19 protein-coding genes and 1 riboswitch are annotated in these 13,188 nt (G+C 40.6%); of the genes, 3 read left to right on the top strand and 16 right to left on the bottom strand.

The window, feature by feature from the left end; all coding sequences use genetic code 11:
• Nucleotide 1 precedes the first annotated feature (1 nt).
• From resA to QSJ46_RS07820, 8 genes are all read right to left on the bottom strand, one after another.
• Nucleotides 2–532: a thiol-disulfide oxidoreductase ResA gene (gene resA, locus QSJ46_RS07855; RefSeq protein ID WP_047204114.1), complete on the bottom strand. Its 531-nt coding sequence runs from the start codon at nucleotides 530–532 to the stop codon at nucleotides 2–4.
• A gap of 90 nt (nucleotides 533–622) precedes the next feature.
• Nucleotides 623–1,357, bottom strand: coding sequence for a 23S rRNA pseudouridine(2605) synthase RluB (gene rluB, locus QSJ46_RS07850; RefSeq protein WP_024422842.1), 735 nt, complete (start codon nucleotides 1,355–1,357; stop codon nucleotides 623–625).
• 135 nt (nucleotides 1,358–1,492) lie between these two features.
• Nucleotides 1,493–2,029 carry a spore maturation protein gene (locus QSJ46_RS07845; protein ID WP_041085969.1) on the bottom strand — a complete coding sequence of 179 codons (537 nt, stop codon included), beginning with the start codon at nucleotides 2,027–2,029 and terminating at the stop codon, nucleotides 1,493–1,495.
• 4 nt (nucleotides 2,030–2,033) lie between these two features.
• Entirely contained in the window at nucleotides 2,034–2,621 is a 588-nt protein-coding gene (locus QSJ46_RS07840) for a nucleoside recognition domain-containing protein (protein WP_039179626.1), read from the bottom strand.
• Entirely contained in the window at nucleotides 2,609–3,760 is a 1,152-nt protein-coding gene (locus QSJ46_RS07835) for a D-alanyl-D-alanine carboxypeptidase family protein (protein ID WP_107163405.1), read from the bottom strand. The genes QSJ46_RS07840 and QSJ46_RS07835 overlap by 13 nt, the downstream gene beginning before the upstream one ends.
• A 113-nt stretch (nucleotides 3,761–3,873) precedes the next feature.
• On the bottom strand, nucleotides 3,874–4,353 hold the full coding sequence (locus QSJ46_RS07830) for a YpuI family protein (RefSeq protein WP_285604534.1): 480 nt from the start codon (nucleotides 4,351–4,353) through the stop codon (nucleotides 3,874–3,876).
• Between the two features lie 113 nt (nucleotides 4,354–4,466).
• Nucleotides 4,467–5,060 carry an SMC-Scp complex subunit ScpB gene (gene scpB, locus QSJ46_RS07825; RefSeq protein WP_024422847.1) on the bottom strand — a complete coding sequence of 198 codons (594 nt, stop codon included), beginning with the start codon at nucleotides 5,058–5,060 and terminating at the stop codon, nucleotides 4,467–4,469.
• Nucleotides 5,050–5,808, bottom strand: coding sequence for a segregation/condensation protein A (locus tag QSJ46_RS07820; RefSeq protein WP_024422848.1), 759 nt, complete (start codon nucleotides 5,806–5,808; stop codon nucleotides 5,050–5,052). Before QSJ46_RS07820 ends, scpB begins: the two co-directional genes overlap by 11 nt.
• Nucleotides 5,809–6,017: 209 nt before the next feature.
• On the opposite strand from QSJ46_RS07820, the gene QSJ46_RS07815 reads away from it, so the two are divergent.
• Nucleotides 6,018–6,110 carry a YjcZ family sporulation protein gene (locus QSJ46_RS07815; RefSeq protein WP_012010430.1) on the top strand — a complete coding sequence of 31 codons (93 nt, stop codon included), beginning with the start codon at nucleotides 6,018–6,020 and terminating at the stop codon, nucleotides 6,108–6,110.
• Between the two features lie 90 nt (nucleotides 6,111–6,200).
• Nucleotides 6,201–6,725, top strand: a complete 525-nt coding sequence (locus tag QSJ46_RS07810) for a DUF309 domain-containing protein (RefSeq protein ID WP_285604533.1) — start codon at nucleotides 6,201–6,203, stop codon at nucleotides 6,723–6,725.
• 24 nt (nucleotides 6,726–6,749) lie between these two features.
• On the opposite strand, the gene QSJ46_RS07805 is transcribed toward QSJ46_RS07810, so the two are convergent.
• The 7 genes from QSJ46_RS07805 to QSJ46_RS07775 form a co-directional block, all read right to left on the bottom strand.
• Complete coding sequence (locus tag QSJ46_RS07805; protein ID WP_039179637.1) at nucleotides 6,750–7,103, bottom strand: GNAT family N-acetyltransferase; 354 nt, start codon at nucleotides 7,101–7,103, stop codon at nucleotides 6,750–6,752.
• Between the two features lie 113 nt (nucleotides 7,104–7,216).
• Complete coding sequence (ribH, locus tag QSJ46_RS07800; protein WP_029706184.1) at nucleotides 7,217–7,681, bottom strand: 6,7-dimethyl-8-ribityllumazine synthase; 465 nt, start codon at nucleotides 7,679–7,681, stop codon at nucleotides 7,217–7,219.
• Between the two features lie 26 nt (nucleotides 7,682–7,707).
• On the bottom strand, nucleotides 7,708–8,334 hold the full coding sequence (gene ribB, locus QSJ46_RS07795) for a 3,4-dihydroxy-2-butanone-4-phosphate synthase (protein ID WP_080967235.1): 627 nt from the start codon (nucleotides 8,332–8,334) through the stop codon (nucleotides 7,708–7,710).
• A gap of 11 nt (nucleotides 8,335–8,345) precedes the next feature.
• Complete coding sequence (ribE, locus tag QSJ46_RS07790) at nucleotides 8,346–8,996, bottom strand: riboflavin synthase (RefSeq protein ID WP_039179642.1); 651 nt, start codon at nucleotides 8,994–8,996, stop codon at nucleotides 8,346–8,348.
• Nucleotides 8,997–9,248: 252 nt separating this feature from the next.
• Nucleotides 9,249–9,390: riboswitch (FMN riboswitch) on the bottom strand.
• Nucleotides 9,391–9,495: 105 nt separating this feature from the next.
• A complete protein-coding gene (locus QSJ46_RS07785; protein ID WP_008344451.1) occupies nucleotides 9,496–9,840 on the bottom strand; it encodes a hypothetical protein in 345 nt (114 codons plus the stop codon).
• A gap of 230 nt (nucleotides 9,841–10,070) precedes the next feature.
• Nucleotides 10,071–10,307, bottom strand: a complete 237-nt coding sequence (locus QSJ46_RS07780) for a DUF2164 domain-containing protein (RefSeq protein WP_039179646.1) — start codon at nucleotides 10,305–10,307, stop codon at nucleotides 10,071–10,073.
• Nucleotides 10,308–10,517: 210 nt separating this feature from the next.
• The gene (locus QSJ46_RS07775) at nucleotides 10,518–11,099 is read right to left on the bottom strand and encodes a TetR/AcrR family transcriptional regulator (protein WP_107163402.1); all 582 of its coding nucleotides are present in this window, start codon (nucleotides 11,097–11,099) and stop codon (nucleotides 10,518–10,520) included.
• 271 nt (nucleotides 11,100–11,370) lie between these two features.
• On the opposite strand from QSJ46_RS07775, the gene QSJ46_RS07770 reads away from it, so the two are divergent.
• The gene (locus QSJ46_RS07770) at nucleotides 11,371–12,570 is read left to right on the top strand and encodes an MFS transporter (RefSeq protein ID WP_285604532.1); all 1,200 of its coding nucleotides are present in this window, start codon (nucleotides 11,371–11,373) and stop codon (nucleotides 12,568–12,570) included.
• 28 nt (nucleotides 12,571–12,598) lie between these two features.
• Here QSJ46_RS07770 and QSJ46_RS07765 read toward each other — a convergent pair whose 3' ends face one another.
• Nucleotides 12,599–13,036: a peptidylprolyl isomerase gene (locus tag QSJ46_RS07765; protein WP_008359679.1), complete on the bottom strand. Its 438-nt coding sequence runs from the start codon at nucleotides 13,034–13,036 to the stop codon at nucleotides 12,599–12,601.
• Nucleotides 13,037–13,188: the final 152 nt, after the last annotated feature.

The following is a 13,188-nucleotide window of genomic DNA, read 5'->3' as shown; positions in this document are numbered from 1 at the left end:
TCTATGACCCCTTTGGTTTAATCAAATTCATATACTCATAGATTTGACGTTCTGTCATTGTTCCTTTTATGACTTTGATTACCTTGCCTTCAGGATTAAGTAAAAGCGTAGTTGGCAGCTGCCCAATATCATACGCCTCTGTTACTTGACGATCTTTGTCCATGGCAACAGGAAAATTCACGCCATAGGATTCCATAAAATTTTTCACGGCAATCTTGGATTCCGCAACATTGACTGCGACAATTTCCACACCGCGATCCTTGAACACTTCATATTGATTCGCCATATAAGGAAATTCTTGTTTACACGGACCACACCATGTACCCCAAAAATTAAGAAAGACACCTTTGCCTTTTAAGTCCTTTAACTCAATCCGATCCCCATCCACAGATTGAAGGACAAAGTTTGGCGCAATAGATCCTTCTTTGACTCGATCCTGTTTGGCAAATACTGAGTTATACATTGTATAACATAGTGCAGCAAGCATCACGAGGAGAATGCCCGTCCGTATGAAAAACCGTCTTTTTTTCATCTGAAGTACCCCTTCCCCATAGACATTCAGGTAAATTATAGCATTCTCCTTCTTTTGATGCTTCTTCATTTTTTGAAGTTTATGTGAAAATTAAAAAGCGCTTTTCCCATGATCGGCAATTGCTCTCAGGCGCTTTACTTCATGTGGAGACAATTCTCTGCGGTCTCCTGGTCTCATACCTTCAATATGAAGGAACGAATATTGCTCCCTCTTTAGCTTTAAGACATCATGGCCGATCGCTTCAAACATGCGGCGTACTTGTCTGTTTCTGCCTTCATGAATGGTTAATTGGACAATACAAGTTTGCTTTCGTTTATCAATAGAAAGCATTTTCGCACGAGCAGGTGCTGTTTTTTTATGATCTAACATGATCCCTTTTTCTAGCTTTCTAAGCAGTTCCTTTGATGGTATGCCTTTTAGCTTCGCTGCATACGTTTTATCAATTTCGTATTTCGGGTGCATGAGCTTATGGGCAAATTCCCCATCATTTGTAATCAAAATCAAACCGCTCGTATCATAATCTAACCGGCCGATTGGATAAAGGCGCTGCGGGACATCATCAAAGAAGTCTGTGACGACCTTACGTCCTTTATCATCCTCGGCAGCAGAAATGACGCCGCGCGGTTTATAAAGCATAAAGTAAACCGGTTCTTCTCTTTCAAGCTTTAAGCCATTGACTTCAATTTTATCTGAAGAGCCCACCTTCACTCCGAGCTCTGTCACTGTTTGACCATTAACGGTAACTCGTCCTTCTTTAATTAATTCTTCAGCCTTTCGTCTTGAAGCGACGCCGGCATGTGCAATTACTTTCTGTAAACGTTCCATTTGTCTTTCACCTCATGTACTATCTTACTTGCTTGACCTAAAACAAACAAGCATTCGTGGAAAAATAAGCGTTTCGTCTGTCTAATTTCAGCTAAAAAGCAATTTTCCATCCATGAAATACAAAAAAGCGCCTGATTAGGCGCCGCTAAATAACAAACTGACGATAATCACAGATGCAATGACACCAATGAGATCTGCTAACAAACCTACTTTTAGCGCATCTCCCATTTTTTTAATACCGACTGCTCCAAAATAAACCGTCAAAATGTAAAGGGTGGTGTCTGTTGACCCTTGCATGACAGCCGCGAGCTGGCCAATAAAAGAATCTGGGCCATACGTCGCTATCAAATCTGATGTCATTCCAAGTGCAGCCGTTCCTGATATCGGGCGAATAAACGCAAGCGGAACGACTTCTGCCGGGAAACCAATCGCTGTAAAGACTGGTTTTAAAAGTCCCATAACAAAATCAAGCGCACCTGACGCACGGAATATCGTAATAGCTACAAGCATGCCCACTAAATAGGGAATGATGGAAAAGGCAATTTGAATGCCCTCTTTTCCTCCCTCCACAAATGTTTCATATGTTGGTACCTTTTTAATGGTTCCAGCAATCAAAATCCCTGCGATGATCAGTGGAATCAAAGCAAGTGACAGCCAGTTAATAAATGCCACAAGATCACCCCCGCCTGCTTCTGCGATAGTGGAAATAACGATCGATGAGAATTGCTCCGATTCCTGAAATGAGTGTTGCTAAAATGGTTGGTCCTACAATGTCTGTTGGCTGATCTGCCCCATAGGTCATTCTTATAGCAATGACGGTTGTTGGCACAAGTGTGATAGAGGATGTGTTGACCGCTAGAAATGTAATCATAGAACGGCTTGCCTCATTTTTTCCGCCATTTAATGCTTTCATCTGCTCCATCGCCTTAATCCCAAGTGGTGTAGCGGCATTCCCAAGACCAAAGAAATTTGCCATGAGATTGGACAAAATATACCCCATTGCAGGATGATTAGGCGGAATATCCGGGAATAGCTTTGAAATAAAGGGCCGGCACATTTTACTAAAGAAATTTAACAGCCCTGCCTCTTCGGCAATCTTCATGAGCCCGAGCCAAAAAACGAGGACACTAATCAGACCAATTGAAATAGTAACCGCTTCTTTTGAGCCCTTAAATACAGCCTCATTCACTTCATGCATCGTTCCATTAAACATCGCATAGACAAGACCGATGACAGTGAGAAATACCCAAATTAGATTGACCATGAAGATCCGCCTATAGATGTCTGAAAGACAGACTTAAACATTTCTTGAAAGCTTTTCTGAGGCATGCGGTTTCGTTTATTCTCATAAAAAATCGGTAATTGCTCGATCACCTGTCCATCTAATAAAATCGTCATTTTCCCTACAACATCTGGGATGGCTTCGGCGTTTTTTTTCCATTTCTTTTTAGGGGTGAGCATTTCTGTTTCAATTTTGACAAGTTTTTTCTCATCTTCATTTAAAAAATAGTCCACATCACGCTTGATAAACGCTTTTTTTTCGTAAAAGGTCCCTTTTAAAGAAGCAAGTCTTCCTTTTTCAGCAAGCACATACGTTTTGTAGTGATCAAATGCATATTCAAACATCGAGATGTGATCCTTCCAGTCGTCCGGCGCATTAATGGTCACAGCGATCAGCTCAGCATCCCCTTTTTCAGCGGTGGAGACGAGTGTACGTTTTGCAAGTTTTGTATATCCTGTTTTCCCTCCAGTTGAATATTCGTATAAACCGGTGAGTAGCTTGTTTTTATTTTTCCAATAGCCTTCCATTGTTTTCGCTTTATAGAAAGTCGTACCGGCAATTTTTTGATATTGTTTATGTTTCATCGCGTATTTTGTTAGGATCGCCATGTCATAGGCTGATGAATAATGATTTTTATGATCATCGAGTCCGTGCGGATTTTGAAAATTCGTATTCTCCATTCCTAGTTCAGCCGCCTTTTGATTCATCATAAAAATAAAGCCTTCTAAGCTGCCGCCAACATGCTCTGCAATGGCAACAGCTGCATCATTTCCAGAACGCAGCATGAGCCCGTATGTCAAATCTTCTAAGCTCACCTTCTGCCCTTCCTTTAAATAAATAGATGAGCCCTCCGCTTGAATCGCGCGTTTTGATACTTTGACGGTATCTTTCATTTTTCCTGATTCAATAGCTAATACAGCCGTCATGATTTTTGTAATACTGGCGATTCTTCTTTTTTCGTGCTCGTCCTTTCCAAATAGGACTCTGCCTGACTGTCCATCTATTAAAATGGCACTTCTTGCACTCACTGATAACGAAATGTCTGCTTTGGCATGTGAGGAAAAAGGCAGTAAGAGTGTAAATAGAAGAAGGACTGCTGTTCCAATTTTTAAATAGGGCATGTTCATTCACGTCCTTGTCCGTTTTGTACAAGTGTATGCTCAGCTGAAAAAGTTATGATGCCTCGTCCATAAAAAATAGCGCCTCTACATGTAGAGGCGCTTCTTCGAATTACTTATACCATTTTCACTTGTTGATGAGAAGTCGTATATTCCAGCTCTTCTCTCATCGCTAAAAAGTCTTTTTCTAATGAAGAAAATAATTGTTTCATATCAGCGGATACTTCATGGTGAAAAACAATGCTGCTTTTTCCTGTATAGGCCGAACGGCTGTCTTCATACCATGTATCCTTTTTCGGCGTGAAAAATTCTTCAATACATTGATGATAAATACGGTGAAGCATCTGCTGTGCGGCTTGCTGCGGAAATGTCTGCTGCTGCCCCATTTTCCTGCAAACTGCTGCTGCATCCTCGCTGTACACTGCAAGCTTCCGTAATGTACTCAATATGTCACAATAATAGGCTTCCGCTTCGGGGTTTAATCGTTTCAAGCTTGATAAGGTGGCTTCGTTCAGAAAACTATTCATTTCAATTGCAACCTTTGATAAAAAGACGCCTGCTTGATCAACTTGAGCCTTTACATTCATATGTGCCATTTGTTTCTTGTTTACCTTCCCCTCATGGCTTTGTCACCATTTTATCTTTCATCAAAAGATTTTAGACCTAAAATCTTTTTTATATTTTATCATACACTTTTCCTTCTTTTGAACTATTTTATGTCTTCAAATGTTTGATTGAAGTTTTCAAAAAATAGATCGGCCTCTTCTTGTACTCCATCTGCTTCCACATTCTCTGGAAGCGGCGGTAATTCATCTAAGGCTTTTAAGCCAAATTGCTCTAAAAAGGTAGGGGTTGTCCCATAAAGAATCGCTCGTCCCGGACCATCGGCACGTCCTACTTCACAGAGCAGCGCTTTGGCTACTAAGCTATGAAGTACCCGCTCTGATTTGACTCCTCTGATCTCCTCTACCTCACTGCGTGTAATCGGCTGTTTATAAGAAACAATGGCAAGGACCTCCAGCGCTGCCTGCGACAAACCTTTGGATGGTGTCTCGACTAATTTTTTTAAATACATGCTGTATTCTTTTTTCGTCAGCAGCATATATGAATCTGCATATTCAATGAGCTCAATCCCTCGTTCTTGTTTTTGATATTCTTCCTTTACGGAAGACATAATGTCGAGTAATACCGACTCATCTACTTCAAGAACAGACATGAGCTGTTTTCTTGTTAAGCCTTCGTCACCTGCTGCATACAGCAGCGCTTCTAAGATGGCTTTCCAATTCACGATATCAAGCGTCATGAATCGTTTCACTCCCTATGATATAAATGTCTTCAAAGTTCCCTTCCTGCTCTAACATGATTTGATGACTTTTCATCAATTCGAGAACAGCAAGAAACGTCACGACAAGGTGTTCCTTTTGATCATGTTGAAATAGAGTCATGAAATTGGTTCGCTTTTTTGTTTTTCTTAAATGGTTCATAATCTCATTCATTTTGTCTTCAATCGGGATTTCTTGTCTTGTAATCTTTGATGGTGCTGGTTTCGTTATTTTCTTTCGGTTTAATACCTTTTGGAACGCACCTAACATATCATACACCGTTACGTGTAAATTTGTGTCCTTCGCTTCTGATTCTTTTGCAAATTCGCTTAAATCACTCGGTGGTTTTGTAAAGGCATTTTGCCTTTCTTCTTCGCGTTCCTTTAGTTCTTGTGCTGCATTTTTATACTTGCGGTATTCAATCAATTTGCCAATCAGCTCTTCTCGAGGATCCTCTTCCTCTTCGAGCAGGTCTTCATCAAACAGCTCTTCCTCTTGTTTCGGAAGAAGCATTCTGCTTTTAATACTGAGGAGGGTTGCAGCCATGACCAAATATTCACTCGCAACATCGAGCTCAAGCTCCCTCATCGTGTGGACATATAATAAATACTGCTCCGTAATTTTAGCGACGGGAATATCATAAATATCAATTTCCAACCGGTTTATTAAATGTAAAAGCAAGTCCAAAGGACCCTCGAACGAATCTATTTTCACCTGATATTCCAGCATCTTTTTCTCACCATTTCTACTGTCTTCTAAGTACCGTTTCACCGGCTAACCTTTAGTATAAGACAGGATAAAGCTCTCGTCCAATATAATTTCGGCCATGATGCCTTGGGCAAATCAAGAAAAACAGTGGATTCGCCCATACCAATAAGGGCATTTATACATAGAATACCATTGTAATCAGAACTGATGAAAAAGGAGGCCGTATCATTATGGGAGATGGCTATAACTTCGGCGGAGGATTCGCGCTTATTGTCGTGCTTTTCATCTTGCTGATCATCGTTGGCGCGGCTTGGGTTTATTAAAGAAACAGAGCGTCCTTTTCACTAAAGGGACGCTCTTTCTTCTTTTCTTTTCAATATGTTAGACTGAAAGTGGAAAAGGAGATGACCGCTGTGTATCCTGAAGCGTACGTAGCTTTTTTACACGAATTTCATACGACAAGAGATTATTTTGAGTGTCATGAAATTCTAGAGGAATATTGGAAGGAAGATCCCCCTGAGCAGCGCAAAGAATATTGGGTCGGGCTCATTCAGCTCGCTGTTGCCTTGTATCATCAAAGACGGGGAAATGGAAAAGGAGCAAAAAGGCTCATTTCTAACAGTCTTCATTTGTTAGAAGCAAACCGTTCAGTATTATCGAATCTCGGTCTGGATGATGAGGCATTTCTGATGCTTCTGAGAACGCTGAAAAAGAAAATGGATGAAGATATGCCTTATGAAAGTTTGATGCTGCCGATCAAAGATGAAGCACTTCTTTCTTTATGCCAAGAAATGGCCCAAAAAGAAGGACTGCTTTTTGGACAGGAAAGCAACTTATCCCATACATTTTTAATCGAAAAACATAGACTCCGTGACCGGACAGATGTATTGCTGGAGCGAAAAAAGCAGATTGAACGTAAAAAAAGCAGAGGACTGTAGCCCCTGCTTTTACATGTGTGATATTTAATTTGATTCGCTGTGACACTTATGAAAGAAGCCTTGCGTTAATTCATTTGGAATGAGTGTTTTGGTTTTAAATATGTCTTCCACGGCTAAAACCATTTCCTTGCCGATTCCTTGATCACGATGGGATGGATTCACACTAATATGTTCGATTTGTACTTGGTCGTCTGTTTTCAACACACCAATAGCACCTACAATATCCTCGCCATCTTTCCATAGGAACAGCTGCCGATCTTCATCCATTTCATATGACTTCATCGTCTGCTGAAGCTGTTTGACGTCTTTCTCACCCGGCATAAAGGACAGGAGTCCCATGGCAATTTTTTCAAAAGACCTCTTGTAACGAATTAACATATATACCCCTCAATATTCAAATTATCCTGATTTCCAGCAAATGTCTTATGATTCATTTACTCATCACACATTATAAACATTTTTATACCGTTTTTAAACTCTTTTTCACTAAATTAAGAGAAAGTTCGATTGAGATTCGCCATTTCAATAGCAGCTGCAGCCGATTCGCTGCCTTTATTTCCAGCTTTTGTACCAGCTCTTTCAATGGCTTGTTCAATCGATTCTGTTGTCAGTACACCAAAGATAATCGGTACCCCTGTTGACATTGCACTTTGAGCAATTCCTTTAGCAGCTTCATTACAAACGTAATCATAGTGAGTCGTTGCGCCTCTGATCACGGTTCCAAGTGTGATGACTGCATCATATTTTTTGGTTTCAGCTAATTTTTTTGCCATGTACGGGATTTCAAAAGCGCCTGGTACCCACACAACATCGATATCATCACCATTTGCTCCGTGTCTGAGCAATGTGTCTTCTGCTCCATCTAACAGTTTACTTGTAATAAAATCATTGAATCTCGCTACAACGATTGCAAATTTTAGTCCTTCTGCTACTACATGACCTTGTATTGTATTCATATGTTGATCATCCTTTTTTGTGATTTTTATTTTGTTTCGATAGTCGCTGTTTGATTATTGTTTAAATATGTCTGTAATGCTTCTATTGTCAGCATCTTTAAGTCATGCTGTTTTTGAATTTCCTTTAGTTCAGGGACGCGAGCCATTGATCCATCTTCATTCATAATTTCACATATGACTCCCGCTGGCTCTGAGCCTGCCAGTTTAGCAAGATCAACCGCCGCCTCTGTATGACCTGGTCTTTCTAGTACGCCGCCTTCTTTTGCAATAAGCGGAAAAACATGGCCTGGACGGGCAAATTCGTCTGGCTTTGCGTCTTTATTTAACATGGCCAGCATGGTCGTGGAGCGCTCAAAAGCACTGATACCAGTTGTCGTTGTCACATGGTCGATGCTTACTGTAAATGCTGTATGGTGTGCATCTGTATTATGTTCAACCATTGGATGCAAATTCAGGTGTTTGGCGATCGACGCATCGACTGGCGTACAAATGAGGCCTCTTCCATGTAAAGCCATGAAGTTAATCACTTCAGGTGTGGCATGCTCAGCAAGTGCCACAAAGTCTCCTTCATTTTCTCTGTCTTCATCATCCACTACGATAATGATTTCTCCTTGTTTAAGGGCATTTACTGCCTCATCAACAGAATGATACATACAATCGCCTCCTAGAATCCGTGCTCTTTTAGAAATGATGGGGTCAATCGAGATGGCTGTTTATCGCCTTGCTCTTTTGTTAAAAAACGATAAATGTATTTACCGATCATGTCACACTCTATATTCACGATATCCCCCATAGATTTAGTCGGGAAAATAGTTCCTTCAAGCGTATGAGGAATAATAGAGACTGTGACTTGTGAATCTCGCAAATCGAAAATGGTCAAGCTGACACCATCTATTGCGATCGAACCCTTTTGGGTGAGCATATCTGTGAGGGTCTTGTCCATCTTTAAATCATAGTAAATGGCATTACTCTTCTTTTCTATTCGGGTAATGACAGCCGTTCCATCAACATGGCCTGAGACAAAATGGCCGCCAAATCGTCCATTTGAGGACATGGCTCGCTCTAAATTCACTGGACTGCCTTTTGTCAGCTGATCCAGTGATGTCGATTTGACCGTCTCTGGCATCACATCTGCCGCGAACTGTCCTTTTGTGAAGCTTGTGACTGTCAGACATACTCCATTAATGGCGATACTGTCTCCGAGGTGAACATCTTCCAGCACACGGCTGCATGTAATGACAATTTCCATGGCATCTGCTGACTTTTTACTTAATGACTGAACGGTGCCAACTTCTTCAATAATCCCCGTAAACATGTGATCCTCCCTTTCTTTTCATTTGTATTTCTCACTTTTTAAAAAAGCGATGTTAGGGACATGTGATCGATTGAGCACCTTCGTCGCTTTTTATGGTCCATACAAGGTAGATGAGGGATCACCTAATAAACACTGCATGCGTCTATTAACAACAAAAACATACAGAAAGCCCCGGAAAAAATTCCGGGGCTGTGGTTTTTTTGCATCAGAAATAAGACTATGATCAACAAATATTTTTCGTTCATAGCTTTCTTTATCCTTCTCCCATCCAGACTTTCACTGTCGGCTTCAGCTTTTCACTGAATCAACCGTTAATAAATTAACGGGTCACGGGCTGTAAAGCATTTGCTTTATTACCGTCGGTCGGGATTTTCACCCTGCCCCGAAGGATACAATCGATATTTAGCTGTCCTTAGGAGCTATTATAGCGATACTTGTTTTCAAATGCAACAATCATGATTCTTCACAAAAAAAGCCTCCTTATAGGAAAGGAGACATGTTAATTAACGACTTTTACTACTTTTATCAGTCCATCTATTCTTTTTTCATTACTAAAGTAGGCTTTAATACGATCGCCTTTTTTCAGATCGGCCACATCATCTTCAAATTTCTTTCCATTAAAAATGATTTTGGTGCCATTCTTTGCTTGACCGTAATATTCATCTCCATCAATTTTCGTAATGGTATATTCATAGATAGTGTAATCTTTATCATTATTTGTTAAGCTCTCGCCAATGGCTGTTGGCACATCTTCAATTTTCATGCCATTCATGTATAAATAACCTGCGCCTAAACAAAGCAGTAAAACAAATAAGATTGCAATTTTTAATTTAATTTTCCCCATATTTAGAACCTCCATCATCTGCACTTCGCCTATTTGTATGTTTTATTCCTTCTTTTATTGAAATAAAACCAAAAAAGCTGATTTTCATTAATGGTTACTTATATAACGATTCAGATGGCCCTTTGGTTCCACCTCTTAATCATTACATATGATACGAATATGCGTTCTTTATTAAGGGGGTCTTTTTCTTATTTATCATTTCGTCCCACCCGATACTACAGGCTTTTCGATTATATTCTTTTTTCGAGTGCGAATAAGTCTTCCTCTAACAATTGTGACCGCTGAACAGCGATGCTGCGGCTGTCGCGAACCCCTTGATTATAATAGTAGCTTCCAAGGTTTTTTGTGATAAATTCTAGTATATTAATGGCTGCTAATTCACCAATCTCTTCTTCTCGTTCTTCGGCAAAGTAACGCTGGATGGCCATCATCATTTGATTTTTTTCTTCTTTAGTGAGTGGTTTCAAAGTCTCCCCTTCTTTCTATTTTCTTCATTTGCAGCTGGATGTGCTGGCTTTTCACAAATACGAATGTTTGTTCTCTTATCATATCATAAAAAAAGATTCTGTGCATGACTGCCCTAAAAGAAAAAGCGTATTTTGATGTAATGGATCAAAATACGCTTCACTATTTTGTATAATTTTTTTCTCAGAAGCAGTCATAGCGTGTTGTCCATTTTATTTTAAAATGGATAGGATCGTCGCTATAGAATGATCTACAAATGAACGCTCTGGACGTGACTTCATTAGGACGGTGAGCCCGATGAAAGAAACGACCAGTGTTTGTGCTAAGGCTTTAGCATTTGAGCCGCTTTCGAGCTCACCTGAGCGAATACCTTGCACTATCTTTTCTTCAAAAATAACCGAAAGATACATTTGATGCTCTCTTGTCAGAATTTCAAATTTCTCTTCGTGTGGAGCAAGCTCCACTATTGTATTAATGCAAAAACAGCCTTTACTTGGGCCATCTCCATATTCCTCTTCCACTACATCTGTCAATAATAGATGAAATGCTTCCTTTACAGATCGATTGTTTTGAAGTTTTGTTCGAATACGGGCTGCATGCTGCTTTGTATATGTGCGTAATGCAGCCTCAAATAATTCCTCTTTATCTCCAAAGGCTGCGTATAAACTTGGCCGCTGTATTCCCATTTTTGCAGTCAAATCGCTTAACGTTGTAGCTCTATACCCCTTTTCCCAAAAAAGCATCATTGCATCATTCAACGCTTTTTCCTCATCAAACTCACGCTGTCGAACCATCATCAATTCCTCTTTTCAACAATAAAATCCTTTCACGATAACAATTGTCTATTTCTTTATTTATAAGGATATCATTTTCTTTTCATTACTAATCAGTACATTATGATTGTATTTTGTTCAGGTAAAATTGTCAAACCGTCTTTCTTCTTTCAAGATTAACACAGAATAAATTCTTGACTTTAAAACATTTTGATGGTTATCCTTAACAGTAATCATTTTGTACCGATCAGTATATTATTCTTTTTAGTATAAAAAGAAGGGGATGCAATGAATGGTTAAAGATAAAATGACTCACTATATGGCACTACTTTTTGCAACAGCCTGCGGGATGGCTGTTGCAAACATATACTTCGCACAACCGTTACTAGATTCACTGGCAGCCGAGTTCGATATCACGTATTCATCCATCGGTATTGTCATTACGATTACTCAGCTTTGTTATGCGGCGGGGCTGCTACTGATCGTACCACTTGGTGATCTGTTGAATCGACGCCGGCTCATCATTGGTCAGATGCTTTTATCTGTGCTTGCCCTCATTCTAGTCGGCATCGCTCCTATCGTCACCGTCCTATTTATAGGATTAGCATTGGTCGGACTGCTCGCTGTAGTCACTCAGGTACTCGTTGCGTTTGCAGCAAGTTGGGCTGCTCCAGAAGAGCGCGGCCGTATCGTCGGCTTGGTGCAAAGTGGAATCGTCATCGGTATTCTTCTCGCACGAACCTTTGCTGGTGTATTAACCGATTTTGCTGGCTGGAGGTCTGTATATCTTGTTTCTGCCGTCACCATGCTGATCCTAACTGGCGTATTGTTCCGAGTACTCCCGCGTGATGACAGCAAAAGAGAGTCATTATCCTATGCTCATCTGCTTCGTTCAATGTTTGTATTGTTCATACAAGAACGGATCCTGCGCATCCGCGGGATTCTAGCTCTTCTGATTTTTATCGTCTTTGGTACGTTGTGGACTTCACTCGTGCTGCCTCTCAGTACTGCGCCACACTCTCTTTCACATACTGCTATTGGCGCATTTGGTCTTGCTGGAGCAACCGGAGCGTTAGGGGCTGCTCGGGCTGGCCGCCTTGCTGATCGAGGTTTTGGACAGTTCACAAGCGGTATAGCCCTTGTCCTATTATTCATTTCATGGTTTTTCATCAGTTTGACTGAACATTCACTTATTGCCTTAGTCATTGGCATTATCATTCTTGACCTATCTGTGCAGGCAGTACACGTAACGAATCAGACTATGATTTTCACAGTGCGGCCTGAGGCGAGAAGCCGGCTTACGGCTGCTTACATGATTTTTTACTCCATCGGTAGTGCGACCGGTTCAATTGTTTCAACCAGCATATACGCAAACTATGGCTGGAATGGGGTATGTCTATTTGGTGCCGCTATCAGCGCCACAGCCATTTTGTATTGGATCATCACCTACCGCTTAACAGAACAAATAACTGTAAAATCAGATACAAAATAAAAAACACCGCGTTTAGCGGTGTTTTAGATTAAGCATCTACAACTTCAACTTTTTCCATGCCTTGGCCTTGCTCCATATCAAGTACAGCCTCGATACCAGATGTTACCTTGCCAAAAACAGTGTGAACACCGTTTAAGTGCGGCTGCGGGTCATGTACGATAAAGAATTGGCTGCCGCCTGTGTCTTTACCAGCATGTGCCATTGATAATGAACCTCTTTCGTGCTGATGTGGATTTCCTTCTGTTTCACATTTAATTGTGTAACCAGGACCACCCGTTCCATTGCCGTTTGGGTCGCCACCTTGGCTTACGAAGCCTGGAATCACGCGGTGGAACTTCAATCCATCGTAGAAGCCTTCATTCGCTAATTTTTCAAAGTTTGCTACTGTACCTGGAGCAGCCTCTGGGTAAAGTTCAAACTCAATTTTCTTTCCATTCGTTAATTGTATGTATCCTTTTTTCGCCATTTTTCACATTCTCCTTTCAGGTTAAACAACGCTCATTATAGCACATTTTCGGTGATGTTAAACATCCCCTGCTCTTCGATTGTCATTTACCTCTTAACTGATGATTGATAAAATAGGATTGCTTGATTCTTTTTTCCTAATAAAATGATATG

The sequence above is a fragment of the Bacillus sp. YKCMOAS1 genome (assembly GCF_030268125.1).
Classification (GTDB): Bacteria; Bacillota; Bacilli; order Bacillales; family Bacillaceae; genus Bacillus; species Bacillus safensis.
This window is presented reverse-complemented; position numbering and strand designations above follow the sequence as displayed.